Origin of the sequence: Streptomyces colonosanans, from assembly GCF_001866645.1 — a bacterium.
GTDB lineage: Bacteria > Actinomycetota > Actinomycetes > Streptomycetales > Streptomycetaceae > Streptomyces > Streptomyces colonosanans.
The window spans coordinates 130487-154696 of sequence record NZ_MLYP01000058.1 but is presented as its reverse complement, the minus strand read 5'-3'; the positions used below and the strand labels follow the sequence as shown (position 1 = coordinate 154696).

23 protein-coding genes and 1 pseudogene are annotated in these 24210 nt (G+C 70.3%); 16 read left to right on the top strand and 8 right to left on the bottom strand.

The features are described from left to right. Nucleotides 1-44: 44 nt before the first annotated feature. Nucleotides 45-488, bottom strand: coding sequence for an SRPBCC family protein (locus BIV24_RS22205; protein WP_071368148.1), 444 nt, complete (start codon nt 486-488; stop codon nt 45-47). Between the two features lie 338 nt (nt 489-826). Between BIV24_RS22205 and BIV24_RS22195 the strand changes: the two genes are divergently transcribed. The 3 genes from BIV24_RS22195 to BIV24_RS22185 all read left to right on the top strand — a co-directional run bounded on the left by BIV24_RS22195 (nt 827) and on the right by BIV24_RS22185 (nt 3440). Then, complete coding sequence (locus BIV24_RS22195; protein ID WP_071368146.1) at nt 827-2404, top strand: alpha/beta hydrolase; 1578 nt, start codon at nt 827-829, stop codon at nt 2402-2404. 67 nt (nt 2405-2471) lie between these two features. Then, nucleotides 2472-2870, top strand: coding sequence for a RidA family protein (locus BIV24_RS22190; protein ID WP_071368145.1), 399 nt, complete (start codon nt 2472-2474; stop codon nt 2868-2870). A gap of 39 nt (nt 2871-2909) precedes the next feature. Next, a complete protein-coding gene (locus tag BIV24_RS22185; RefSeq protein ID WP_071368304.1) occupies nt 2910-3440 on the top strand; it encodes a GNAT family N-acetyltransferase in 531 nt (176 codons plus the stop codon). Between the two features lie 4 nt (nt 3441-3444). Here the strand turns inward: BIV24_RS22185 and BIV24_RS22180 are convergent, their stop codons facing one another. After that, nucleotides 3445-4020 carry an adenylosuccinate lyase gene (locus tag BIV24_RS22180; RefSeq protein ID WP_071368144.1) on the bottom strand — a complete coding sequence of 192 codons (576 nt, stop codon included), beginning with the start codon at nt 4018-4020 and terminating at the stop codon, nt 3445-3447. A 392-nt stretch (nt 4021-4412) separates the two neighbouring features. Here BIV24_RS22180 and BIV24_RS22175 point away from each other — a divergent pair, with 392 nt between their 5' ends. The 9 genes from BIV24_RS22175 to pssA all read left to right on the top strand — a co-directional run bounded on the left by BIV24_RS22175 (nt 4413) and on the right by pssA (nt 15400). After that, nucleotides 4413-6218 (top strand): 3-hydroxyacyl-CoA dehydrogenase family protein, encoded by a 1806-nt coding sequence (locus tag BIV24_RS22175; protein ID WP_071368143.1) that lies wholly within the window; start codon nt 4413-4415, stop codon nt 6216-6218. Between the two features lie 136 nt (nt 6219-6354). Continuing rightward, on the top strand, nt 6355-7167 hold the full coding sequence (locus tag BIV24_RS22170; RefSeq protein WP_071368303.1) for a TetR family transcriptional regulator: 813 nt from the start codon (nt 6355-6357) through the stop codon (nt 7165-7167). A gap of 418 nt (nt 7168-7585) precedes the next feature. After that, a complete protein-coding gene (gene ccrA, locus BIV24_RS22165; protein WP_071368142.1) occupies nt 7586-8923 on the top strand; it encodes a crotonyl-CoA carboxylase/reductase in 1338 nt (445 codons plus the stop codon). Nucleotides 8924-8941: 18 nt separating this feature from the next. Further along, nucleotides 8942-10990 (top strand): protein meaA, encoded by a 2049-nt coding sequence (locus BIV24_RS22160; RefSeq protein WP_071368141.1) that lies wholly within the window; start codon nt 8942-8944, stop codon nt 10988-10990. Continuing rightward, entirely contained in the window at nt 10987-11952 is a 966-nt protein-coding gene (locus BIV24_RS22155; protein WP_071368140.1) for an HpcH/HpaI aldolase/citrate lyase family protein, read from the top strand. Before BIV24_RS22160 ends, BIV24_RS22155 begins: the two co-directional genes overlap by 4 nt. 5 nt (nt 11953-11957) lie before the next feature. After that, nucleotides 11958-12527: a MaoC family dehydratase gene (locus BIV24_RS22150; RefSeq protein ID WP_071368139.1), complete on the top strand. Its 570-nt coding sequence runs from the start codon at nt 11958-11960 to the stop codon at nt 12525-12527. Continuing rightward, nucleotides 12527-13732, top strand: coding sequence for an acyl-CoA dehydrogenase family protein (locus tag BIV24_RS22145; RefSeq protein ID WP_071368138.1), 1206 nt, complete (start codon nt 12527-12529; stop codon nt 13730-13732). The genes BIV24_RS22150 and BIV24_RS22145 overlap by 1 nt, the downstream gene beginning before the upstream one ends. A 170-nt stretch (nt 13733-13902) precedes the next feature. Next, nucleotides 13903-14559, top strand: coding sequence for a phosphatidylserine decarboxylase (locus BIV24_RS22140; protein WP_071368137.1), 657 nt, complete (start codon nt 13903-13905; stop codon nt 14557-14559). Between the two features lie 22 nt (nt 14560-14581). Further along, nucleotides 14582-15400, top strand: a complete 819-nt coding sequence (gene pssA, locus BIV24_RS22135; protein ID WP_071368302.1) for a CDP-diacylglycerol--serine O-phosphatidyltransferase — start codon at nt 14582-14584, stop codon at nt 15398-15400. 69 nt (nt 15401-15469) lie between these two features. Here pssA and BIV24_RS22130 read toward each other — a convergent pair whose 3' ends face one another. After that, the gene (locus BIV24_RS22130) at nt 15470-16639 is read right to left on the bottom strand and encodes a glycerate kinase (RefSeq protein WP_177198790.1); all 1170 of its coding nucleotides are present in this window, start codon (nt 16637-16639) and stop codon (nt 15470-15472) included. 309 nt (nt 16640-16948) lie between these two features. On the opposite strand from BIV24_RS22130, the gene BIV24_RS22125 reads away from it, so the two are divergent. Together BIV24_RS22125 and BIV24_RS22120 are read left to right on the top strand one after the other, a co-directional pair. Then, nucleotides 16949-17383: a DUF6233 domain-containing protein gene (locus tag BIV24_RS22125; RefSeq protein ID WP_071368136.1), complete on the top strand. Its 435-nt coding sequence runs from the start codon at nt 16949-16951 to the stop codon at nt 17381-17383. A 348-nt stretch (nt 17384-17731) separates the two neighbouring features. Continuing rightward, nucleotides 17732-18493 carry an SIR2 family NAD-dependent protein deacylase gene (locus BIV24_RS22120; protein ID WP_071368135.1) on the top strand — a complete coding sequence of 254 codons (762 nt, stop codon included), beginning with the start codon at nt 17732-17734 and terminating at the stop codon, nt 18491-18493. Here the strand turns inward: BIV24_RS22120 and BIV24_RS22115 are convergent. After that, nucleotides 18490-19008 carry a methylated-DNA--[protein]-cysteine S-methyltransferase gene (locus tag BIV24_RS22115; RefSeq protein WP_071368300.1) on the bottom strand — a complete coding sequence of 173 codons (519 nt, stop codon included), beginning with the start codon at nt 19006-19008 and terminating at the stop codon, nt 18490-18492. The genes BIV24_RS22120 and BIV24_RS22115 overlap by 4 nt on opposite strands. 25 nt (nt 19009-19033) lie before the next feature. Then, on the bottom strand, nt 19034-20512 hold the full coding sequence (locus BIV24_RS22110) for an AlkA N-terminal domain-containing protein (protein WP_281247763.1): 1479 nt from the start codon (nt 20510-20512) through the stop codon (nt 19034-19036). A 109-nt stretch (nt 20513-20621) separates the two neighbouring features. Between BIV24_RS22110 and BIV24_RS22105 the strand changes: the two genes are divergently transcribed. Together BIV24_RS22105 and BIV24_RS35595 are read left to right on the top strand one after the other, a co-directional pair. Then, nucleotides 20622-20921 carry a hypothetical protein gene (locus BIV24_RS22105; RefSeq protein WP_245766894.1) on the top strand — a complete coding sequence of 100 codons (300 nt, stop codon included), beginning with the start codon at nt 20622-20624 and terminating at the stop codon, nt 20919-20921. 90 nt (nt 20922-21011) lie between these two features. Continuing rightward, nucleotides 21012-21113 (top strand): annotated as a pseudogene (locus BIV24_RS35595) (dihydrofolate reductase family protein); the annotation flags it as partial. A 40-nt stretch (nt 21114-21153) separates the two neighbouring features. Here BIV24_RS35595 and BIV24_RS22100 read toward each other — a convergent pair. The 3 genes from BIV24_RS22100 to BIV24_RS22090 form a co-directional block, all read right to left on the bottom strand. Beyond that, nucleotides 21154-21663, bottom strand: a complete 510-nt coding sequence (locus tag BIV24_RS22100; protein WP_071368134.1) for an O-acetyl-ADP-ribose deacetylase — start codon at nt 21661-21663, stop codon at nt 21154-21156. After that, nucleotides 21660-23069 (bottom strand): phytoene desaturase family protein, encoded by a 1410-nt coding sequence (locus BIV24_RS22095; RefSeq protein ID WP_071368298.1) that lies wholly within the window; start codon nt 23067-23069, stop codon nt 21660-21662. Before BIV24_RS22095 ends, BIV24_RS22100 begins: the two co-directional genes overlap by 4 nt. A gap of 161 nt (nt 23070-23230) precedes the next feature. After that, nucleotides 23231-24076 carry an inositol monophosphatase family protein gene (locus BIV24_RS22090; protein WP_071368297.1) on the bottom strand — a complete coding sequence of 282 codons (846 nt, stop codon included), beginning with the start codon at nt 24074-24076 and terminating at the stop codon, nt 23231-23233. Nucleotides 24077-24210 lie beyond the last annotated feature (134 nt).

Sequence of the window (24210 nt, the reverse complement as noted above, 5' to 3'; positions counted from 1 at the left end):
GGGGCGCCTACGGTGGCGTACGCCCTCGCTTCTGCCGTCCGGTACTACTTCTCCACCTCGGCGGCCAGCCTGGCGAGCACCGCGTCGTAGATACGGGCGAGGCCCTTGGGCGCGAAGGTCCTCTCGAAGAAGCCGCCGATGCCGCCGGCCCCCTTCCAGGTGGTGGTGACGACGACACGGGACCGGCCCTCACCGGCCGGGGTGACCCGCCATGTGGTGACCATGGAGGAGTTGCGGTCCTTCTCGACGAGTTCGCCGTCGGTCGGCTCGCTCACCTCGAGGAGGCAGTCGCGGACGCGCTTGCTGGTGGCCTGGAGTTTCCAGTGGACGAGCGTGCCCTCGCCGTCGCCGCCCTCGCGTACCTCGTACTCGCTGAACTGCTCGGGCAGCACCTTCGAGCGGGTGCCCCGGTAGTCGGCGAGGGCGTCGAACACCGTCTCCGCGTCCGCCGAGATGGTCCGCTCCGTCGTGGCCTCGACCTGCGCCATGGCCTTCCTCTTTCCGTACGTGTGGTGGAGTGTGCGCCATCTCATCACACTTCGGGGCACGCTCACGGACGGGTACACGCGGCGTCGCCCCGCGGGAGCCAGGACAAGCCCCACGCGCACGGGGATGTCGCACGAGATGCGCTCCGTGAACTGGGTCGATCTGGCGATGACTGGGACTCCGCTCTCCCTCCTGTGAGGGAATGCACGGCGCATCCGAGCGCTTCGCGCGACCCGATCGGGTCAAGTCTTACCTGAACACGTTCATACAGCCGGACATTCCGGGACGATGCGGCGAGGGCCTGACTTCTACGGCCCAACCCCCTCCTGGAAGGCCTTACATGAGAAAACGCGCAGCCGTGCTGTGCGCTGCCGCCATGGTGGCGGGGACGCTCACCACCGTCCCGGCCGAGGCGAGCGCAGTGCGCATCGCGGGCACCGCGAAAGCGGCTGAGCCCACCTGGAAGAAGTGCGCCACCGCCCGCTTTCGGACACTCCAGTGCGCGTCCGTCACGGTGCCGCTCGACTATGCGAACCCGCGGGGACGGCGGATCAGCCTGGCGCTGTCGCGCGTCCCGCACACCGCGAAGACCTATCAGGGACCGCTGCTGGTCAACCCCGGCGGGCCGGGCGGCAGCGGTCTGATGCTCGCCGGGTTCGTCGCCTCCACGCTGCCCAAAAAGGTGGCGTCGCAGTACGACGTCATCGGTTTCGACCCGCGGGGCGTGGGCAAGAGCAAGCCCGCCCTCAACTGCTCGCCCGGCCGCTCCAAGCCGGTACGCCCGGACTCGGTGCCCAGCACGCCCGCCCTGGAACAGGCCGGCATCTCCCGCGCCGCATCCTTCGCCAAGGCGTGCGCCACCAAGTACGCGAGCGTGCTGCCGTTCATCGACACCGTGAGCGCCGTACGGGACATGGACGCGATCCGGCAGGCGCTCGGCGCCAAGAAGATCAGCTACTTCGGCTACTCGTACGGCACGTACCTGGGCGCCGTGTACGCGAAGCTCTTCCCGCAGCGGGTACGTCGTCTGGTGCTCGACTCCATCGTCGACCCCAGCGGCGTCTGGTACAAGGACAACATCGAGCAGGACTACGCGTTCAACGACCGCCACCGGGCGTTCCTCGCCTGGGTCGCCAAGTACGACTCGACATACCGGCTCGGCACCGACCCGGCCGGGGTCGAGGCCAAGTGGTACGCGATGCGGGCGGCACTGGCCAGGCATCCGGCCCGGAACAAGGTGGGCGCCTCCGAGTTGGAGGACATCTTCGTCCCGGGCGGCTACTTCAACGGCTACTGGCCGAACCTCGCCGCCGCGTTCGCGGCGTATGTGAACCACCATGACCCCGGCCCGCTGGTCAAGGCGTACGACAAGTTCGCCAAGGTCGACGCCGCCGCCGACAACGGCTACAGCGTCTACACCGCGGTGCAGTGCCGTGACACATCCTGGCCGCGCGACTGGGCGCGGTGGCGCGCGGACACCTGGGCGGTGCACGCCAAGGCACCGTTCATGGCCTGGAGCAACACCTGGTACAACGCGCCGTGCGCCTTCTGGCGGACGGGCTCGCTGCGGCCGGTGGACGTGTCGAACGACGCGTTGCCGCCGACGCTGCTGTTCCAGGCGACCGACGACGCGGCCACCCCCTACCCGGGCGGCGTGATGACCCATCACCTGCTGCGCCGCTCCAGTCTGGTGGTCGAGCAGGGCGGCGGTAACCACGGCGTCACGCTCAGCGGGAACGCCTGCATGGACAGGTATCTGACGGCGTACCTCGCCGACGGCAGAGTGCCGCACGGCAACGGCGCGGAAGCCGACGCGGTGTGCAAGCATCGGCCCGACCCCAAGCCGCTGCGCACCAAGGCGGCGTCGCCCTCCTCGCCCGGCTCGACACTGCACGGGCTGCTCGGCCACCACGGCTGAACCCGCCTGACGGATTCGTCGGGGGCCTGGAATCCCCGTTGTCAGACCCGTGGTCCACCATGGACCCATGAGTGAACTGACCAGGATTCCCGCCCCCGACAAGGTCGCCCCCGCCGCCGCGTACACGCACGTCGTCATCGGCACCGGACGCTTCGCCGCGATCTCCGGCCAGCTCGCCCTGGACGAGGACGGCAAGCTCGTCGGCGAGGGCGACCCTGCGGCCCAGGCCCGCCAGGTCTTCGAGAACCTGCGCCGCTGTCTGGCCGCCGTCGGCGCCTCGTTCGACGACGTGGTCAAACTGACCTTCTTCGTCACGGACATGGCGTACATGCCGGCGATCCGCGCGGCCCGCGCCGAGCACATACCGGAGGACCGCCTGCCCGCCGCGTCGGCTGTGCAGGTGGCGGCGCTGGTGCGACCTGAGTTCCTGATGGAGATCGAGGCGTACGCGGTGCTGCCGCAATAACGCGTGGCCGTCCGGACCGCGCTCGCCTACGGTGCCGCCATGAACGACACCCTCCGCATCCGCGACATGACCCCTGACGACTGTCGGCGCGTGAGCGAGATCCGCATCAACGGCTGGCGGACCGCCTACCGCGGGCTGATACCGCAGTCGTATCTCGACGCACTCGACGTGGACGCCGACACCGCGCGGCGCCGCGCCCGTCTCGCCCAGGGCGACGGCGTGGTGAACCTGGTCGCCGACCGGGACGGCGAGGTCGTCGGCTGGGCGGCGCACGGGCCGTACCGGGACGGCGAAGCCCTCACCGAGGACGCCGAGTTGTACGCGATCTACGTCTCGCCCCAGGTACTCGGGGCGGGCGCCGGCCGGGCTCTGCTCGCCGAGTCGACACGCCGGTGCACGGCGGCCGGACACGAGCGGATGCTCCTGTGGGTGCTCAGGGAGAACACCCGCGCCCGGCGTTTCTACGAACGGGCCGGTTTCCATGCCGACGGCACCGAGGAGACGTTCGAGGCGGACGGGGCCGCCGTGCCGGAGGTGCGGTACGCGGCCGACTTGCCGCTGCCCGGCTGACGGCTCACCGCCGCGAGGGGATGCGCCCCAGTGCGTGCACCGCCGCCTCCGCCAGCGCCGGATGCGCGAGCGCGTCGTTCAGCACGGGCCTGGCCCGGGCGTCGCCGAGTGCGCCGAGCCCTTCCACGCAGGCGAGCGCCACCTTGCGGTACGGATCGTGCGGATGCAGCCGCCGCCGCAGCGTGGTGATCAGCGCGGGCACAGCCTCGGGGGCGCGCAACTCGACGAGCAGACGTACGGGATGGAGGGCGTAGGCGACGCGGAGTTCGTTGGTGGCGAGGGCGGCTGCCGCGCGGGCGGTGCGCGGGTCGCCGAGCCGGGCCAGGGCGTACGCGGCCGACGCACAGCGCGGCGGATCACGGTGGTTGAGCAGCAGGACGAGCGCCTCGAACGCTCGCCGGTCACCCGCGACGCCGAGCCGGAGGGCCGCCAACTCGCGTGCCCACAGCGGCTGTCCGGGCTCGGTCAGCACGGCGGCCAGCGTGTCCGGATCGTCGGCCGCCAGCAGCCGCTCGTACGCCGGCGATCCGCCGGACTCGGCCCGTAAACGCTCCGCGAGTACCCGCCACGCCTGGTCCATGGGGCCGAGATTACGGGCGCGCACCGGGTACCGGGACCTACATCACAAATTCGGGGGGTGGCGCGCTCGTTACCCACGGGTTAAGCTCATTCGAGCGAGTTACCACTCGCATGACTTGCGGTGGCCTGGTGACGCAGCCACGGCAAGGAGCACTCCCACTGTCCCCAGGGCAGTGGGGACGCTGGTCGGTTCGGTACCCCAGGTACCTCAGCACGACCCGGCTCCGGGACAGGGCCGGTCGGATCACGTTCCCGGGCGTTGGACGTCCGTGAACGGCGCCGGGCGCGTGCGCTCGCCGGCCCGGTGAACACCAGCACTCTGCGCACGGTGCGCGTTCGTCGGCGCACTCAGGTGCGCTTCTCAGTCGTCACCCTCATCCCTGGAGTCCCCCGATGGCCACTCCCCTCTCCGACACCCGTCTGTCCCCGCTCAAGACCATCGCCGTGGTCGGTCTCGGCACCATGGGTACCGGCATCGCCGCGGTGCTGACCCGGGCCGGCCGCGAGGTCGTCGGCATCGACATCAGCGAGGCCGCGATCACTAAGGCCGCCTCCGCGCTGGAGGCCTCCCTCGCCCGCGCCGTCAGCCGTGGACGCCTCGGCGAGCAGGAGCGCGACGACGCCCTGGCCCGCTTCCGTGCGTTCACGGATCTGCGGGCGGCGGCCGACGCCGACCTGGTCATCGAGGTGGTCCCGGAGTCGTACGAGATCAAGCAGCAGGTCTTCCGCGCCCTCGACGGCATCGTGCGCCCGGACACCATCCTCGCCACCGGCACCAACGCGCTGTCCGTCACCCGTCTCGCGGCCGACTCGGCCCACCCCGAGCGCGTCCTCGGGCTGCACTTCTTCAACCCGGCGCCCGCCATGAAGCTGGTCGAGGTGGTCTCGTCCGTGCTGACCGCGCCCCCGGCCGTCAGCGCGGTGACCGACCTCGCCCTCGACCTGGGCAAGGAGCCCGTCGCCGTGGGCGACCGGCCCGGATTCGTCGCCGACGGGCTGCTGTTCGGCTATCTGAACCAGGCCGCCGCGATGTACGAGGCCAAGTACGCCTCCCGCGAGGACATCGACGCCGCTATGAGGCTGGGCTGCGGGCTGCCCATGGGCCCGCTCGCCCTGCTCGACCTGATCGGCGTCGACACGGCCCGTACCGTCCTGGAGGCCATGTACGCCGCCTCCCGCGACCGGCTGCACGCACCCGCGCCGATCCTCAAGCAGCTCAGCGAGGCGGGTCTGACCGGCCGTAAGTCGGGGCGCGGCTTCTACACCTACGAGGCACCCGGCAGCGCGACCGTGGTGAGCGACGCACTGACCCCGCGGGACGGCGCCGCCCTGGCAGCGAGCCGTCCGGTCCGCTCGGTGGGAGTCGCCGGCTCCGGCACCATGGCGTCCGGGATCGTCGAGGTCTTCGCCAAGGCCGGGTACGAGGTCGTCCTCGCCGCCCGCACCGAGGAGAAGGCGCTGGCCGCGAAGGCACGCATCGGCAGGTCGCTCGCCCGCTCCGTCGACAAGGGCCGGATGGCGGCCGAGGCGGCCGCGCAGACGCTGGACCTGATCCGGACGACGGGTTCCTACGACGACTTCGCCGACATCGACCTGGCCCTGGAGGCGATCGCCGAGGACCTGGAGGTCAAGCAGCAACTGTTCGCCACGCTCGACAAGGTCTGCAAGCCGGGCGCGATCCTCGCCACCACCACCTCCTCGCTACCCGTGGTCGCCTGCGCCCGCGCCACCTCGCGCCCGCAGGACGTGATCGGCATGCACTTCTTCAACCCGGCGCCCGCCATGAAGCTGGTCGAGGTGGTCCGTACGGTGTTGACGGCGGACGATGTGCACTCGACGGTCCGCGAGCTGTGCGCATCGATCAAGAAGCACCCCGTCGACTGCGGCGACCGCGCCGGTTTCATCGTGAACGCCCTGCTGTTCCCGTACCTCAACAACGCGATCAAGATGGTGCAGGAGCACTATGCGTCTCTTGACGACATCGACGCGGCGATGAAGTTGGGCGGCGGCTATCCGATGGGCCCGTTCGAGCTGCTTGACGTGGTCGGGCTCGACGTCTCGCTGGCCATCGAGAAGGTTCTGCACCGCGAGTTCCGCGACCCGGGCCTGGCGCCCGCGCCGCTCCTGGAGCACCTGGTGGCCGCGGGCTGCCTCGGCCGCAAGACCGGCCGCGGCTTCCGCGAATATGCCAAGCGCTGACGGGCGCGGCGACCAGTTCGAGGAGGGCTCCGGCTGGGGCGGACTGCTCGGTCCGGCCGGACTTCCCCCGCCCTCGCGGGGCGGGGGGACCCCCGGGCGTGCGCATCACTCCGGGCACATGCAGTACGTTCGGGTCATGTCCCAGCCCGCCAAGTCCCCACGTACACCAGCCGCGCCCGACGCACCGGAGAGTGCCGCAGGCTCTCGCGCCGCAGCTCAGCGGCTCAAGATGCGCCGAGAACTGGCGGCAGCGGCGATGGAGCTGTTCGCGACCAAGGGGTACGAAGCGACCACCGTCGACGAGATCGCGGCGGCCGCGGGGGTCGCCCGGCGCACCTTCTTCCGCCACTTCCGCTCCAAGGAGGAGGCGATCTTCCCGGACCACGACGACACCCTCGTCCGGGCCGAGGCGGTACTCAACGCCGCACCCGCGCACGAGCATCCGCTCGACACGGTATGCCGCGGCATCAAGGAAGTCATGAAGATGTACGCGGCCCAGCCGGAGATCTCCGTGCAGCGCTACAAGCTCACGCGCGAGGTACCGACGCTGCGTGAGGCGGAGATCGCCTCGGTCGCGCGTTACGAACGGCTCTTCACCCGCTATCTGCTCGGTCACTTCGACGAGCACGTGCATGACGACGACGCGAACGACGATCCGCTGCTCGCGGAGGTCGCGGCCTCGGCGGTGGTCACCGCGCACAACCACGTCCTGCGGCGCTGGCTGCGAGCCGGCGGCCAAGGGGACGTGGAGACCCAACTGGACCACGCCTTCGCGATCGTACGGAAGACCTTCGGCACGGGGATCGGGGCCGAGCGGGGAGTCGCGCCCCGTACGGCGCCGGCCTCCGCGACGACGCAGGGCGAGGTGCTGGTGACGGTGGCCAGGACCGACGCACCCCTCGACGAGGTCATGCGCGCCATCGAGCAGGCCCTCAAGGACCGCTCGTAGCGTTACGGAGCTGTTCGGTCCCCCTGACACCCCGCCGGGCCGGCGGCGGCACTCTGTGCCGCCGCCGGCCCGTTTCCGTGTGCGCCCCGTCGGCCGCGCGATCGATCATCGCTCATTTGTTACGTAAAGATTTCATCTGAGAGCAATATCTGGCACCCAGTGCCTTGCGAGGTGACACGCCGTGCCATAACGTGAAAGTGTCCGGGCGGCCGGCGTGCAGAGACCCTCCGTACGCCGGCTGTCCCCGCAAGCCCTTGGGCGAGCGCGCCCGGACGCCTGCGTCACAGGCAACCTCCCGCGCCACAAAGCGCTGCCACAGCACCACCTCCGCCGAACCGACGGCACCCCTCACCCCAGCAGCACCGACGTAACCCCGAGCGTCTCCCCCTCAAGACGCCATTTCGCCGGAGGCAACACCGTGAAGGACATCCTGGACGCGATCCAGTCGGGGACGGCAACGTCCGCCGACTTCGCCGCTCTGCCGCTCCCCGAGTCGTACCGCGCGGTCACCGTGCACAAGGACGAGACGGAGATGTTCGCCGGGCTCACCACCCACGACAAGGACCCCCGCAAGTCCCTGCATCTGGACGAGGTGCCGCTGCCCGAGCTGGGACCGGGCGAGGCCCTGGTGGCCGTCATGGCGTCCTCGGTCAACTACAACTCGGTGTGGACGTCGATCTTCGAGCCGCTGCCGACCTTCGGCTTCCTGGAGCGCTACGGCAAGCTCTCGGAGCTCACCAAGCGCCACGACCTCCCGTACCACATCATCGGCTCCGACCTCGCGGGCGTCGTCCTGCGCACCGGCCCGGGCGTCAACGCCTGGAAGCCCGGCGACGAGGTCGTCGCGCACTGCCTGTCGGTCGAACTGGAGTCCTCCGACGGCCACAACGACACGATGCTCGACCCCGAGCAGCGCATCTGGGGCTTCGAGACCAACTTCGGCGGTCTGGCGGAGATCGCGCTCGTCAAGTCCAACCAGCTGATGCCCAAGCCCGGTCACCTGTCGTGGGAGGAGGCCGCCGCCCCCGGCCTGGTCAACTCCACCGCCTACCGGCAACTCGTCTCCCGCAACGGCGCCCAGATGAAGCAGGGCGACAACGTGCTCATCTGGGGCGCGAGCGGCGGCCTCGGCAGTTACGCGACCCAATTCGCGCTCGCGGGCGGCGCCAACCCCATCTGCGTCGTCTCCTCGCCGGCCAAGGCGGAGATCTGCCGCTCGATGGGCGCCGAGGCGATCATCGACCGCAACGCCGAGGACTACAAGTTCTGGAAGGACGAGCACACCCAGGACCCGAAGGAGTGGAAGCGCTTCGGCAAGCGCATCCGTGAGCTGACGGGCGGCGAGGACGTGGACATCGTCTTCGAGCACCCGGGCCGGGAGACCTTCGGCGCGAGTGTCTACGTCACACGCAAGGGCGGCACCATCGTCACCTGCGCCTCGACCTCGGGCTATAACCACGAGTACGACAACCGCTATCTGTGGATGTCCCTGAAGCGGATCATCGGCTCGCACTTCGCCAACTACCGCGAGGCCTGGGAGGCCAACCGCCTCGTCGCCAAGGGCAAGATCCACCCGACGCTCTCCAAGGTCTACTCCCTGGAGGAGACCGGGCAGGCCGCGTACGACGTGCACCGCAACCTCCACCAGGGCAAGGTCGGCGTCCTGTGCCTCGCCCCCGGGGAGGGCCTGGGCGTGCGCGACGAGGAGATGCGCGCCCGGCACATCGACGCCATCAACCGCTTCCGGAACATCTGAGGACAGCAGAGGTCACAGATGACTGAGCGTCAGAGCGCGCAGGCGCGCAACGAAAAGGACCGGCCGTGGCTCATGCGCACGTACGCCGGTCACTCCACGGCCGAGGCGTCCAACGAGCTGTACCGGCGCAACCTCGCCAAGGGCCAGACCGGGCTGTCGGTGGCGTTCGACCTGCCGACGCAGACCGGCTACGACCCCGATCACGTCCTCGCCCGCGGCGAGGTCGGCCGGGTCGGGGTCCCGGTCTCGCACCTCGGTGACATGCGCCGGCTGTTCCAGGACATCCCCCTGGAGCAGATGAACACCTCGATGACCATCAACGCCACGGCCATGTGGCTGCTGGCGCTCTACCAGGTCGTCGCGGAGGAACAGGGCGCGGACATCTCCAAGCTCCAGGGCACGACCCAGAACGACATCGTCAAGGAGTACCTCTCGCGCGGCACGCACGTCTTCCCGCCGGGCCCCTCGCTCCGGCTGACGACGGACATGATCGCGTACACGGTCTCCCACATGCCCAAGTGGAACCCGATCAACATCTGCAGCTACCACCTGCAGGAAGCGGGCGCCACGCCGGTCCAGGAGATCGCGTACGCGATGTCGACGGCGATCGCCGTCCTCGACGCGGTGCGCGACAGCGGCCAGGTGCCGCAGGAGCGCATGGGTGATGTCGTCGGCCGTATCTCCTTCTTCGTGAACGCGGGCGTCCGCTTCGTCGAGGAGATGTGCAAGCTGCGGGCGTTCGGCCGGATCTGGGACCGGATCACGCGCGAGCGGTACGGCATCGAGAACCCCAAGCAGCGCCGCTTCCGCTACGGCGTCCAGGTCAACTCCCTCGGCCTGACGGAGGCCCAGCCGGAGAACAACGTCCAGCGGATCGTGCTGGAGATGCTGGCTGTGACCCTCTCGAAGGGCGCACGCGCACGTGCCGTACAGCTCCCGGCCTGGAACGAGGCGCTGGGCCTGCCCCGGCCCTGGGACCAGCAGTGGTCGCTGCGGATCCAGCAGGTGCTCGCCCACGAGAGCGACCTGCTGGAGTACGAGGACATCTTCGAGGGCTCGCACGTCATCGAGGCGAAGGTGTCCGCTCTCGTCGAGGAGTCGCTCGCCGAGATCGACCGGATCCAGGAGATGGGCGGCGCGATGGCCGCTGTCGAGTCGGGCTACCTCAAGTCGCGGCTCGTCGCCTCGCACGCGGAGCGCCGGGCCCGTATCGAGTCCGGCCAGGAGAAGATCGTCGGCGTCAACATCTTCGAGACGACCGAGCCGAACCCGCTCACGGCCGACCTGGACACCGCGATCCAGACGGTCGACCCGGCGGTCGAGGCGCGGGTTGTCGCCTCGCTCGGACGCTGGCGCGACACCCGCTACCAGCCGCCCTTCAACCACCCGCGCCCGTGCAAGGCGCTGGAGCGGCTGAAGGAGGCCGCCAAGGGCACCGGCAACCTGATGGAGGCCACCCTGGAGTGCGCCCGCTCGGGGGTCACGACCGGTGAGTGGGCCGGGGCCCTCAGGGAGGTCTTCGGCGAGTTCCGCGCGCCGACCGGGGTGTCGTCCGCGCCGGTCGCGGTGACGGCCGAGGAGAGCACGGCCCTCGCGGAGGTCCGCCGGAAGGTGGACGCCACCGCTCGCGACCTGGGTGTCGGCAAGCTCCGTTTCCTGGTGGGCAAGCCGGGCCTGGACGGGCACTCCAACGGCGCCGAGCAGATCGCCGTGCGGGCCCGTGACGCCGGGTTCGAGGTGGTCTACCAGGGCATCCGGCTGACGCCCGAGCAGATCGTGGACGCGGCCCTCGCCGAGGACGTGCACGCGGTCGGCCTGTCCATCCTCTCCGGCTCGCACGCGCAGCTCGTGCCGGACGTGCTGGAGCGGCTGCGCGAGGCCGGTGCCGCCGACATCCCGCTGATCGCCGGCGGGATCATCCCGGGCGGCGACGCCGAACAGCTCAGGGCCGTGGGAGTGGCCGCGGTCTTCACCCCGAAGGACTTCGACATCACCGGAATCATCGGTCGTATCGTCGACGAGATCCGGAAAGCGAACAAGCTCGACCCTCTGGAGGTCCCCGCATGACAACGCCGGTCAACCGTCTGCGCCCGCGCCGCTCCTGCCTCGCGGTGCCCGGAAGCAACCCCCGCTTCCTGGAGAAGGCACAGGGCCTCCCGGCCGACCAGGTCTTCCTGGACCTGGAGGACGCGTGCGCGCCGCTGGCCAAGCCCGAGGCGCGGCACACCATCGTCAAGTTCCTCAACGAGGGCGACTGGACGGGCAAGACGCGGGTCGTGCGCGTCAACGACTGGACGACCGAGTGGACCTACCGCGATGTCGTGACGGTGGTCGAGGGCGCGGGTCCGAACCTCGACTGCATCATGCTGCCGAAGGTGCAGAACGCCGAGCAGGTCGTCGCTCTCGATCTGCTGCTCACGCAGATCGAGAAGACGATGGGCTTCGAGGTGGGCCGCATCGGTATCGAGGCGCAGATCGAGAACGCTCAGGGTCTCAACAACGTCAACGCGATCGCCGAGGCCTCTCCGCGCCTCGAGACGATCATCTTCGGCCCGGCCGACTTCATGGCGTCGATCAACATGAAGTCGCTGGTCGTGGGCGAGCAGCCGCCCGGCTACCCGGCGGACGCCTACCACTTCATCCTGATGAAGATCCTGATGGCCGCCCGCGCCAACGACCTCCAGGCGATCGACGGCCCCTACCTGCAGATCCGCAACGTGGACGGCTTCCGCGAGGTGGCCGGGCGGGCCGCCGCGCTCGGCTTCGACGGCAAGTGGGTGCTGCACCCGGGTCAGGTGGACGCCGCCAACGAGGTGTTCTCGCCGTCCCAGGAGGACTACGACCACGCCGAGCTGATTCTGGACGCGTACGAGTACTGCACGTCGGAGGCGGGCGGCAAGAAGGGCTCGGCGATGCTCGGCGACGAGATGATCGACGAGGCGAGCCGCAAGATGGCCCTGGTCATCGCGGGCAAGGGCCGCGCCGCCGGCATGCGGCGCACCAGCACGTTCGAGATCCCGGAGGCGTGAGAGTCATGCAGTTCGGACGCACCTATGAGGAGTTCGAGGTCGGGGCGACGTACAAACACTGGCCCGGCAAGACGGTCACGGAGTACGACGACCACCTGTTCTGCCTGCTCACCATGAACCACCACCCGCTCCACATGGACACGAACTATGCGGAGAAGACGACGGATTTCGGCAAGAACGTCGTCGTGGGTAACTACATCTACTCCCTCCTGCTCGGCATGTCCGTACCCGATGTGTCGGGCAAGGCGATCGCCAACCTGGAGATCGAGTCGCTCAAGCACGTGGCGCCGACCTTCCACGGCGACACGATCTACGGCGAGACGACCGTGCTCGACAAGTGGCCGTCGAAGTCGAAGAACGACCGCGGCATCGTCCATGTCGAGACCAAGGGCTACAAGCAGGACGGCACGCTGGTGTGCGTGTTCCGCCGCAAGGTGATGGTCCCCACCGAGACGTACATCAAGGAGCGCGGCGGCGAGCAGCCCGGCCGCCCGGCCGTCTCCCACCCCCACCCTCAAACGACGCCCCTGCGGGGCGGCACCGCCGGTTCCGAGCCCGAGTCGCAGGAGAAGTAATGAGCCGCCTCGCCCAGACCCCCGGTCTGACAGACGTCCAGCAGGAGATCGTCTCCACCGTCCGCGACTTCGTGGACAAGGAGATCATCCCGGTCGCGACGGAGCTGGAGCACCGCGACGAGTACCCGCAGCAGATCGTCGACGGCCTCAAGGAACTGGGCCTCTTCGGTCTGATGATCCCCGAGGAGTACGGGGGCCTGGGCGAGTCGCTGCTCACCTACGCGCTGTGCGTGGAGGAGATCGCCCGCGGCTGGATGTCGGTCTCCGGCATCATCAACACGCACTTCATCGTGGCGTACATGCTCAAGCAGCACGGCACGCAGGAGCAGAAGGACCACTTCCTGCCGAAGATGGCGCTGGGCGAGACCCGCGGCGCCTTCTCCATGTCGGAGCCGGCGCTGGGCTCCGACGTGTCGGCGATCACGTCGAAGGCGGTCAGGGACGGCGACGAGTACGTGCTGACCGGCCAGAAGATGTGGCTCACCAACGGCGGCACGTCGTCCCTGGTCGCGGTCCTCGTCCGAAGTGACGAAGGACACCCCGAGGGCACTGCGCCCCACAAGTCGATGACAACCTTCCTGGTCGAGAAGGAGCCCGGCTTCGGAGAGGTCCGCCCCGGCCTCACCATCCCCGGGAAGATCGACAAGATGGGGTACAAGGGTGTCGACACCACGGAGCTCATCATGGATGGGCTGCGCGTTCCCGCCGACCGCGTACTGGGCGGGGTCACGGGGCGGGGCTTCTACCACATGATGGACGGCGTCGAAGTCGGCCGCGTGAACGTCGCTGCGCGCGGCTGCGGCGTCGCTCAGCGCGCCTTCGAGCTCGGCGTCTCCTACGCCCAGCAGCGTCACACCTTCGGCCGGCCGATCGCCCAGCACCAGGCCATCCAGTTCAAGCTGGCGGCGATGGCCACCAAGGTCGAGGCGGCCCATGCGATGATGGTGAACGCGGCGCGCAAAAAGGACTCCGGGGAGCGAAACGACCTCGAAGCGGGCATGGCGAAGTACCTCGCCTCCGAGTACTGCAAGGAGGTCGTGGAGGACGCCTTCCGGATCCACGGCGGCTACGGCTTCTCGAAGGAGTACGAGATCGAGCGCCTCTACCGCGAGGCTCCGATGCTGCTGATCGGTGAAGGTACCGCCGAAATCCAGAAAATGATCATCGGCCGCAGACTGCTCGAAGAGTATCGACTCCAGGGTTAGTTGTCCCGGTTCGGGGTGTTTTCTTCGCGAAGAAGATCACACCCCGTCAACACTCTTCGGCCGCCGACTCGGCTTCCTGGCTTGCCCAGTTGCGGTCCGCGACCGGTACGATCGCCGGAAAGCCGCCGTCCCCCGTTGAAGCGCGGCATCATCCGCTACGAAGGTCATCCATGCCCCACAGCCAAACCTCTGCACCACGCGACAGCCTTGTCAGCGTACGCCTCGCGCGCGGAGCATCGCCGTGGCTTCTCCCGACCGTTGCCACCGCAGCACTCAGTCTTGCCCGTGCGCGCCGCTCCGGCGCCGCGAAGGCCGTGGCCGTGCCTGCCACCGCGCTCGCGGCGGGCATGCTGTGGTTCTTCCGCGACCCCGAGCGCGAGATCACCCAGGGCCGGGTCATCTCTCCCGCCGACGGCGTGGTGCAGAGCATCATGCCGTGGAAGGACGGACGCACCCGCGTCGCGATCTTCATGAGCCCGCTCAATGTCCACGTCAACCGCGCGCCTCTCTCCGGCACGGTGACGTCGGTCGAGCACATCCCGGGCGGGTTCGTTCCGGCGTTCAACAAGGAGAGCGAGAACAACGAGCGCGTAGTCTGGCATTTCGATACCGAACTGGGCGACATCGAAATGATCCAGATCGCCGGCGCGGTGGCCCGCCGCATCGTCCCGTACGTGCCTCAGGGCACCAAGGTCGAGCAGGGCGACCGTATCGGTCTGATCCGCTTCGGCTCGCGCGTCGACCTCTACCTGCCCGAGGGCGTGGAGGTCGCGGTCGAGGTCGGCCAGAAGACCGTGGCTGGGGTGACTCGCCTTGACCGTGATTGATCGTGACACCAAGGCCGGCTGGGTGCCGGAGGCCGACGAGGCGGACGACGAGGAGGAGATGCCTCTCTCACTCCGCCTCTCAATAGCGGACACCCTCACGCTGGGCAATGCCACGTGCGGGTTCATGGCGGTGTACTCCACCACCACCGGCATCCTGATCCCGCACCTGACGGGCAGCGACGAGGGAGGCATGGCCCGGCACTCCGCGGCCACGGCCGTGATCCTCATGCTCTGCGCGGCGGTCTTCGACCTCTTCGACGGACTGGTCGCCCGCAAGCTGCGCAGCTCGCCCATGGGCGCGGAGCTGGACAACCTCTCGGACCTGATCAGCTTCGGCCTGGCTCCGGCGTACTTCGTGCTGGTCTACGGCATGGTGGCGGACGACGCGCACCAGCGAGTGGCCGCGGTCGGAGCGATCGTGGTGCTGCTGGCGGTCGTCCTCAGACTGGCCCGCTTCTCGTGCGTGACGATGAAGGACGGCGTGTTCCAGGGCATGCCCTCGCCGTTCGGCGCGCTCACTGTGGTCTCGATCGTCCTCCTGGAGCTGCCGTTCTTCGCCACGCTGCTGGCGATCCTCGGCACGGCCTGGCTGATGGTGAGCCGGGTGGAGTACCCGAAGCCGCGGGGCCGTCTCGCGGTGGCGATGCTCTCCTGGATCGTCCTGAGCATAGGCCTGCTGGCGGCCTGGGCCTTCGACGCACCGAGCGGCGCGCTCCTCCTCCAGACGGGCTGCGCACTGCAGCTGGTCATGGGCGCGGTGATCCCGCTGTTCGCGACAGCTCGCCGCGTGAACAACTTCCGCGGCAACCGCCGCGAGGCGCGAGCCGCACAGCTGCCGTAGCGCTGCGCTTGCCAAGGGCCCCGAACCGGGTTGGTTCGGGGCCCTTGGCCTGTCCCGAGCTTTCCGGCCTCAGCCCAGGTGGTCCCGGGCGATCCGTTCCGCCACCCGCTCCAGGAGCGGTCCCGCGTACGCGATGCACGTCGCCATGTCCGGTTCGACGTCCGTCAGCGGGTAGGCCTGACGGATACCGGCCCGGGCCACTGCCTCCGGCGGCAGCGCCAGACGGCCGCACACGGCCACGACCTCCTTGCCCGCCGCCCGCACGGCCGCCGCGACCCCCGCCGCTGCCTTGCCGTGCAGTGTCTGCTCGTCCAGCGAGCCCTCGCCCGTGATCACCAGGGAGGCCCGCTCCAGTGCCGGGGCGAAGCCCAGCACGTCCAGCATGACCTCGATGCCCGGCCGGAAGCGGGCGCCCAGCAGCAGCGCCCCGTACCCGACACCGCCCGCGGCGCCCGCGCCCGGCGACGCGGCGCACTGCGCCGCCCTGGGCCCGATGGCCTCCTCCAGCACCTTCGCGAAGTACGCGAGCGCTGCGTCCAACGCCGCCACGTCGTCCGGTGAGGCACCCTTCTGCGGCCCGTACACGGCGGACGCGCCCCTGGGCCCGGTCAGCGGGTTGTCCACATCGCTCGCGAGCACCAGTTCGATCGAGGACAGCCGCGGGTCCAGGCCCGACAGATCGGCACGGGCGAGCGCTGCCAGCCCTCCGCCTCCCGGCGTCACCGGCTTCCCTTGCGCGTCCAGGAACCGCGCCCCCAGTGCGGACAGCATCCCGGCGCCCCCGTCCGTGGTCGCGCTCCCGCCGACCCCGAACACGATGGTCCGCGCGCCGGTGTCCAGTGCGGCCCGCAGCAGCTCACCGGAGCCGTACGTGGACGCGGTCAGTGGTGCGAAGACGCCGGCCGGCAGTCGCTGCAGCCCGCTCGCCTCCGCCATCTCCACGACCGCGGTGTCGCCGCGCAGCGCGAACGCCGCGGTCACCGCCTGGCCGAGGGGGCCCGCGACCTGTACCTCACGTCGTTCGAACCCGGCCGCGACCGCCGCGTCCACCGTCCCGTCGCCGCCGTCGGCCACGGGCAGCGACTCGATCTCGAGGCCCGGCACGACGCTACGGAGCCCCGCCGTCAGCCGCTCCGCGACCTGGACTGCCGTCAGCGACCCCTTGAACTTGTCCGCGGCGATGAGCACCCGCTGCGCCGGCTGTGCTGTCCGGGTGTCGTTCACTGCAGCGTCTGCCACCTGCACTCCCCTTGCTCTCGTGGGTCAGCGCACCCGTCGTCGCCGACTTCGCGGACCACGGCTGCGACGGTTGCCTCCGTGTCACGGCGAAGGTCCGCCCCCAGGATCATCCGCCACGGAAGGGGAGGTGGAGGTGTGGAAAAGCGTGACAGTTTCTCGGAAAGTGTCCCACCTTTCGGGGTGAACGGTCCGCGCGGCGAGGAAGGCGGTCCAAGCCCCGGCGGAGAGGGTGACGACGGTTCCGCCCGGTGGCACCGGAAATCGAACACATGATTGAATTCAGCCATGTCCGCAAGTCCAGGAAGTGCCATGTCCGCGCTGCCCCCTGATGCGCCGCGCCTCCGGGCGATCCTGAGACACCTCGAAGAACAGATCGCGGACAACGAGACCCTCGGCATCTACCTGCACCTCCAACGAGACGCCGTCCGCGCGGCCCTCGCCCGTGCCGAGAGGAAAACCGCCCACCGGTCACAGCGGCCATCCCGGCCCCGGCGGCCCGCTCCTCCCCCCGCAGACGCACCCGACCGCGGCGAACTCCGCGCAACCGGGTACGTGATCGAACCCAAGCGGCACCCCAAGCACCCGAAGCCCGCGCTCATCCACCTCGCCGACTGCACCGCGCCGCAGCGCGACACCATGCCCGTCGCCCGGGACCAGGCCCGGCTGGGCCTGGTGAAGGACGCGGAGCATATTGCCGCATGTGAGGTCTGCGCACCCGGCACCAGCCTGGGCATCGAGGACTAGCTGTATGGCCCAGTGAGGTCGAAAACCACATGGCGGTCAGGGCGATGCGGCGGAGGTTGGCACGGATCCGCTGTTCACCGACTTCCGTTAGCAGTGCGGTGACGCGTTCGGCTGCCAGGGCGGCCAGGAGCGTGTGGGCGGTGCAGTCGGGGTCGGGTGTGGCGGCGAGCAGGATGGCAAGGTGGCGATGCCAGAAGCGGTAGGCGCCGATCCGGTAACGGGCGCCAGGTGAAGCGGTTTCATTCCGTTCCCGCCGCGGAAGCTGCGCGTGCCGTGCCCTCAGCCGTGGTCTTGCCCGGACCCAAATCCGTTCGCCGCGTCCGGATCACCCGCTCTACCCTCGGTGCCATGACCAAGCCCCTCGTCGCCGTCCTCAGCGGCGCCGGTATCTCCACCGACTCCGGGATCCCCGACTATCGCGGTCCGAACGGGCTGTGGCGGCGGGATCCCGAGGCCGAGAAGCTCGTGACGTACGAGTACTACATGCGGGATCCGGAGGTCCGGCGGCGCTCCTGGCAGATGCGGCGGAAGAACCGGACGCTGAAGGCCGAGCCGAACGCCGCGCACCGGGCCGTGGCGGAGCTTGAGCGGTCCGGGGTGCCCGTGCGGGTGATCACGCAGAACGTGGACGGGCTGCACCAGCTCGCCGGGATGCCCGCCCGCAAGGTGCTGGAACTGCACGGCACCGCACGGAGCGTCGTCTGCACGAAGTGCCATGCGCGCGGGCCCATGGAGGACGCCCTCGCACGGGTCGAGGCCGGTGAGGACGATCCGCCGTGCCTGGAGTGCGGCGGCGGGATCCTCAAGTCGGCCACCGTGATGTTCGGCGAGCGGCTCGACCCGGTGGTGCTGGGCGAGGCCGTCGCCATCACCAAGGCCTGCCAGGTGTTCATCGCCGTCGGCAGCAGCCTCCAGGTACAGCCTGCCGCCGGGCTCGCGGGCATCGCCGCCGACCACGGGGCACGGCTGATCATCGTCAACGCCGAGCCCACGCCGTACGACGACCGGGCCGACGAGATCGTACGCGAGCCGATCGGCACCGCACTGCCCGCGCTGCTGCGCACGCTCGGCGACGACAGCCCTGCCGGTCGGCACCCGAGAAGAAGCTAGAAGAGGGCCGAGCCGCTCTCGAAGTCCAGCAGGCGCTTCTTGCGGTCCAGGCCGCCGCCGTAACCGGTGAGGCTGCCGTTCGCGCCGACGACGCGGTGGCAGGGCACGATGATGCCGATGGGGTTCTTGCCGTTGGCGAGGCCGACCGCGCGTGAGGCCCCCGGGCTGCCGAGTGCATCGGCCAGTTCGCCGTACGAACGGGTCTCGCCGTAGGGGATCAGGCACAGTTGCTCCCAGACGCGACGCTGGAACGGTGTGCCGTCCAGGCGCAGTTCGAGGGTGAACTCCTTCAACTCACCTGAGAAATAGGCGTCCAGCTGCTCGGTCGCCTCATCGAAGAGTGTGTCGTCGCTCCCCCGCGCTCGGCTTCGCTCGCGCGAGGGGACCCCCCTTCCGAAGCTCTCCTCAGGCGGGCGGTGGCGCTGGTCGGTCATGTAGAGGCCGGACAGGACGCCGTCCGTGGCGACAAGGGTCAGGGGGCCGTACGGGCTGTCGATCACCGTGTGCTGTTTCACTGTCATGGGATGTCCCTTGGCGTACTCATACGGGCAGGAAGTTGATCGGGTGACTGTCGGTCGCCCACAGATACTGGACGGCGTACGCCCGCCACGGCCGCCAGGCCGCCGCGCGTGCCGTGAGCGCGGCGGGGGTGGACGGCAGGCCCAGCTCCTGTGCGGCGCGGCGGATGCCGAGGTCGGTGGGCAGGAACGCATCGGGGTCGCCGAGGGCGCGCATCGCGATCACGTCGACGGTCCAGGGGCCGAAGCCGGGCAGGGAGAGCAGCCGGGAACGGATCTCCTCCCAGTCACTCTCGACGCCCAAGTGGAGTGATCCGTCGGCGAGTTGGTTCACGAGGGTGGTGAAGGTCGTGCGGCGGGTGCGCGGCATCGCGAGCGATGCCGGGTCGAGCGCGGCCAGTGCCTGCGAAGACGGAAAGAGATGGGTGAGGCCGCCCTCGGGGTCCTGGACCGGTTCGCCGTGCGCGGTGACCAGTCGGGCCGCGTGGGTGCGGGCGGCGGAGGTGGAGACCTGCTGGCCCAGGACGGCCCGTACGGCGAACTCGGCCTCGTCGACGGTGCGCGGTACGCGGCGGCCGGGAGCCTTGTCGACGAGGGGCGCCAGCAGCGGGTCCGTGCGCAGTTGGTCGTCGATCGCGACCGGGTCGGCGTCCAGGTCGAGCATGCGGCGGCACCGGCTGATGGCGACGGGCAGGTCGCGCATGTCGCTGAGGGTGAGACGGCAGGCGATGTAGTCGGGCTGCGGGGTCAGCGCCACGATCCCGTGACCGTACGGCAGCCGCAGCGTGCGCCGGTACGCGCCGTCGCGCCATTCCTCCACGCCGGGTACGGCGGTCGCGGCGAGATGGCCGAAGAGGTTGTCGGGGTTGAGCGGGGCGCGGAACGGCAGCCGCAGACCGAGGGCTCCGGGGGCGGTCATCGTCTGCTTCGGACGGCGGCTGCGCAGCTCGCTCGGGGAGAACGCGAAGACCTCTCGGACGGTGTCGTTGAAGGCGCGGATGGAGGAGAAGCCGGCCGCGAACGCGATCTCCGCCATGGGCAGCGCGGTCGTCTCGATGAGCAGCCGGGCGGTCTGGGCACGCTGGGCGCGGGCCAGTGCGAGGGGGCCGGCGCCGAGTTCGGCCAGGAGTTGGCGCTCGACCTGGCGGGTGCTGTAGCCGAGGCGGGCGGCGAGGCCGGGCACTCCTTCGCGGTCGACGACACCGTCGGCGATCAGCCGCATGGCGCGAGCGACGAGGTCGGCGCGCTCGTTCCACGCGGGCGAGCCGGGGCTGGTGTCCGGGCGGCACCGTTTGCAGGCCCGGAACCCGGCCTGCTGGCAGGCGGCCGCGCTCGGGTAGAAGGTCATGTTCTCCGGCTTCGGCGGCACGACCGGGCAACTGGGCCGGCAGTAGATCCGCGTGGTCACCACCGCTGTGAAGAACCAGCCGTCGAACCGTGCGTCCTTCGACTGGACGGCGCGCACGCAGCGCTCCCTGTCGGTGTGCATCCCGTTCTGCATGTCTCCAGCATCGGGCACCAGCGGCGGCCGGGCTGGCGGGAATCCGACATGTACCTGGGTCAACCTGCGGCTACCCCCCCCGGGACGTGCCGGCGTCCCCGTCTTCGCCATGGCGCCGTCGGGAGAGCACCCCGCACAGGAGGTCCGGGCGGCCCTCACCCGCGGGCTGTCGCTGCCGAGCGCGGTCGCCGTGGGCGCGCGGGCACACGCCGAGCCGGCCGGCCTGCCGCCGCTGGACGGCGAAGTGACCTGGTCGGACGACGAGCGCATCGAGGTCCGCACCGCTGACGGGATCTACACCTTCCACTGCTTCCCCGGCGTGGTGCTGATGTTCCATCACCTCTTCGGCCCGGACACGGACGGCGCCGAGGCCGCATGGCAGCGGCGGCTGACCGGCCTCCTCGCCTGACCGCCGCCCGCGCATCCGGGAACACGACCGCACCATCGGGCCTCCGGATCCGCACCGCTTCCAGAACCGCCGGAACAGCCGCTCCCCGCCAGCGCCACGGACAACGACACCCAGAAGCTGAAGCCTGTCGAGCACGAGGTCTACGGCAACGGCCTGCAGAAGCAGGTCTTCGACGTCGTCCGTGAGCGTTGACCACGGTGATGGCCGTGAAGACCCCGGCGCCTTGGGGAAGTCAGCCGACCTGCGCCGCGAACGCCTCGTACGCCCGGTCGTCGAAGAGGACGAATCTGACCTCCTCGACCGCCGTCCGCGCCGCCCGCACCGTCTCCACCGCGATGCGGGCGGCGTCCTCGATCGGCCACCCGTAGATGCCGGCGGAGACGGCCGGGAACGCGACCGTCCGGGCGCCGAGTTCGTCGGCGACTCGCAAGGCCTCCCGGTAGCAGGAGGCCAGCAGGTCCGAGCGGTCCTCCCCGCTGAGGTAGCGCGGGCCCACCGTGTGGATCACCCAGTGTGCGTCCAGTTCCCCCGCGGTCGTGGCGACCGCCTGGCCGGTGGGCAGGCCCTTGCCGTACTGGGACGCGCGCAAGGCGCGGCACTCCGCGAGGATCGCGGGTCCGCCGCGGCGGTGGATCGCACCGTCCACGCCTCCCCCGCCGAGCAGGGAGGAATTGGCCGCGTTGACGATCGCGTCGGCGCTCTGGCGGGTGATGTCGCCCTGGACCAGCGTGATGGTGGTCATCTCTGTCTCAGCCTCCTCCAGACGGCCTTGGCCGCGTTGTACCCCGACATGCCGTGCACGCCGGGGCCGGGCGGGGTCGCCGACGAGCAGATGAAGACGGCCGGGTGCGGAGTGCTGTACGGGAACAGCGAGGGTTTGGGTCGCAGCAGGAGCTGGAGGCCGGACGCCGCGCCGGAGGCGATGTCGCCGCCGACGTAGTTGGCGTTGCGGGCGGCCAGTTCGGGCGGGCCGGCGGTGGCGCGGGCGAGGACGCGGTCGCGGAAGCCCGGCGCGAAGCGCTCCAACTGGCGTTCGATGGCATCGGTGAGGTCGCCCTGCCAGCCGTTCGGCACATGGCCGTACACCCAGAAGACCTGCTTGCCCGCGGGGGCCCGGGTGGGGTCGGCGACGCTGGGCTGCACGGTGATGAGGAACGGTTCGTCGGGGGCGCGGCCCTCCCGGGACACCGCGCGCAGGGCGGCGCCGATCGCCGTGCTGTCCGACCCGATCTGCACGGTGCCGGCGACGCGCGGTTCCTTCGCGGTCCACGGCACCGGGCCGTCCAGCGCGTAGTCGATCTTGAAGACGCCAGGGCCGTACCGGTACCCGTCGTAATACCTGCCGAGGCCGGCGATGCGGGCCAGCGCGGTCGGCGAGGTGTCGAAGACGTAGGCGCGCGCGGGGGGCAGGTCGTCGAGGCGCTTGACCTCGTAGTCGGTGTGGAGGGTGCCGCCGAGATCCTCGAGGTACGCGGCGAGCGCGTCGGAGATCGACTGGGAGCCGCCCCGGGCCACCGGCCAGCCGCGGGCGTGCGCGGCCAGCGCGAAGACCAGGCCGATCGCGCCGGTGGCGAAGCCGCTGAGGGGGGCCATGACATGCCCGACGAGCCCGGCGAACAGGGTCTTGGCCCGCTCGTCGCGGAAGCGGCGCATCAGCCAGGTCGACGGGGGCAGACCGGCGAGCCCGAAACGGGCCAGGGTGACCGGGTCGCGGGGCAGCGCGGTCAGAGGCAGGGACATGAAGTCCCTGGCCAGCGTGTCCCAGTGGCTCACGAAGGGCGCCACAAGGCGGCGGTAGGTCCCCGCGTCCCGTGGCCCGAACGAGGCGGCCGTCTCGGCCACGGACCGGGACAGCACCGCTGCGGTGCCGTCCGGGAACGGGTGCGCCATCGGCAGCTCGGCGTGCAGCCATTGAAGGCCGTACCGCTGAAGGGGCAGCTCTCCGAACGCGGGCGAGCTGATGCCCAGGGGGTGCGCTGCGGAGCACGGGTCGTGCCGGAAGCCGGGCAGTGTCAGCTCCTCGGTGCGGGCTCCGCCGCCGATGGTGCCGCACGCCTCGAAAACGGCCACTGAGAAGCCGCGACGGGCCAGCTCCACCGCAGCCGTCAGCCCATTGGGCCCCGCGCCCACCACGACCACGTCGAGTATCGACGGCACCTTCGGACTCCTTCGTCAGCCGACGGCCACTGGAGATCAGGATATGCCCCGGGGGCCGGCACCCGCCGGGGCGCGGATGGCCACAGCCAAGTCAGCGACTGAAGCGACGATTCCGCGTTCCCGGGACGCGATGGGGTGGTCTCCCCCGCGGATCAGCCCCTGCCCGACAGCAGATCCAGCACCCGGCGAGCGGTGGCCTCGTCCCGGGCCGCGGTGAACGGCAGGGCGTTGCCGCCCGTGATACGGAACTGCTCGCCCGTCAGCGTGAGATGCGCGCCGCCGGCCTCCTCGACCAGGAGGAGGCCCGCCGCGTGATCCCAGGCCGCTTCCCAGGAGAAGGCCGTGGCGTCCAGCCGGCCCCGGGCGATGTCGAGGTACTCCAGGCCCGCCGAGCCGCAGGGGCGCGGGCGGACACCCTGCGTCTCCAGGCCGAGGAGCGCACGCTTCTGCTCGTCCGTCGTGTAGAAGGGGTGGGACGTGGCCACCTCCAGGTCGCGGCCCGGGTCGGGCGAGCCGGAGCGCAGGCGCTCGCCGTCGAGGAACGCGCCCCCGCCGCGTGTCGCCCAGGCCAGCTGGTCGTGGGCCGGTGCGTACGTCCACGCGGCGCGCACGACGCCGCCTTGGGCGAGCGCAACCATGGTGCAGAATCCGGGGTCGCCGTGGACGAACTGACGGGTGCCGTCGACCGGGTCGACGATCCAGACCGGGGCCTCGCCGTGCAGCGCCTCGTAGACCGCCGGGTTGAGGTGGACGGCTTCCTCGCCCACGACGACGGAACCGCGCAGCAGCTTGGCGAGTGCCTCGGTCAGGTACTCCTCGGCCTTGCGGTCGGCGTCCGTGACCAGGTCGTGCGGCCCGCTCTTCTCGTCGACCTCGTGCGCGGCGAGCCGGCGGAAGCGCGGCATGATCTCGGTGGCTGCCGCCGTGCGGATGGCCTCCTCGACGTCGGACGTGCCGCGGGCGAGAAACTCGTCGATGGTTTCGGTGTCTTCGATCATGGCTCCCATGAGAGCATGCGCCACTGACAATCCGCACCGGGCCGGTGCACTCCGGGTGGAATCGGCGTGAATTCCCGGCTTCAGGGCTCGCGGCGCGGGCCGCGCCGCCCGGCCCGCCCGTCACCGCGGGGCCG

What these genes read in the sequence shown, in the direction of transcription:
- BIV24_RS22120 (WP_071368135.1), top strand. Translation starts at nt 17,732, where the DNA reads ATGACCAAGCCCCTCGTCGCCGTCCTCAGCGGCGCCGGTATCTCCACC.
- BIV24_RS22160 (WP_071368141.1), top strand. Translation starts at nt 8,942, where the DNA reads ATGACTGAGCGTCAGAGCGCGCAGGCGCGCAACGAAAAGGACCGGCCG.
- BIV24_RS22105 (WP_245766894.1), top strand. Translation starts at nt 20,622, where the DNA reads ATGGCGCCGTCGGGAGAGCACCCCGCACAGGAGGTCCGGGCGGCCCTC.
- BIV24_RS22145 (WP_071368138.1), top strand. Translation starts at nt 12,527, where the DNA reads ATGAGCCGCCTCGCCCAGACCCCCGGTCTGACAGACGTCCAGCAGGAG.
- BIV24_RS22090 (WP_071368297.1), bottom strand. Translation starts at nt 24,076, where the DNA reads ATGATCGAAGACACCGAAACCATCGACGAGTTTCTCGCCCGCGGCACG.
- BIV24_RS22190 (WP_071368145.1), top strand. Translation starts at nt 2,472, where the DNA reads ATGAGTGAACTGACCAGGATTCCCGCCCCCGACAAGGTCGCCCCCGCC.
- BIV24_RS22170 (WP_071368303.1), top strand. Translation starts at nt 6,355, where the DNA reads ATGTCCCAGCCCGCCAAGTCCCCACGTACACCAGCCGCGCCCGACGCA.
- BIV24_RS22205 (WP_071368148.1), bottom strand. Translation starts at nt 488, where the DNA reads ATGGCGCAGGTCGAGGCCACGACGGAGCGGACCATCTCGGCGGACGCG.
- BIV24_RS22175 (WP_071368143.1), top strand. Translation starts at nt 4,413, where the DNA reads ATGGCCACTCCCCTCTCCGACACCCGTCTGTCCCCGCTCAAGACCATC.
- BIV24_RS22125 (WP_071368136.1), top strand. Translation starts at nt 16,949, where the DNA reads ATGTCCGCGCTGCCCCCTGATGCGCCGCGCCTCCGGGCGATCCTGAGA.
- BIV24_RS22195 (WP_071368146.1), top strand. Translation starts at nt 827, where the DNA reads ATGAGAAAACGCGCAGCCGTGCTGTGCGCTGCCGCCATGGTGGCGGGG.
- BIV24_RS22180 (WP_071368144.1), bottom strand. Translation starts at nt 4,020, where the DNA reads ATGGACCAGGCGTGGCGGGTACTCGCGGAGCGTTTACGGGCCGAGTCC.
- BIV24_RS22150 (WP_071368139.1), top strand. Translation starts at nt 11,958, where the DNA reads ATGCAGTTCGGACGCACCTATGAGGAGTTCGAGGTCGGGGCGACGTAC.
- BIV24_RS22185 (WP_071368304.1), top strand. Translation starts at nt 2,910, where the DNA reads ATGAACGACACCCTCCGCATCCGCGACATGACCCCTGACGACTGTCGG.
- BIV24_RS22110 (WP_281247763.1), bottom strand. Translation starts at nt 20,512, where the DNA reads ATGCAGAACGGGATGCACACCGACAGGGAGCGCTGCGTGCGCGCCGTC.
- BIV24_RS22140 (WP_071368137.1), top strand. Translation starts at nt 13,903, where the DNA reads ATGCCCCACAGCCAAACCTCTGCACCACGCGACAGCCTTGTCAGCGTA.
- BIV24_RS22155 (WP_071368140.1), top strand. Translation starts at nt 10,987, where the DNA reads ATGACAACGCCGGTCAACCGTCTGCGCCCGCGCCGCTCCTGCCTCGCG.
- BIV24_RS22100 (WP_071368134.1), bottom strand. Translation starts at nt 21,663, where the DNA reads ATGACCACCATCACGCTGGTCCAGGGCGACATCACCCGCCAGAGCGCC.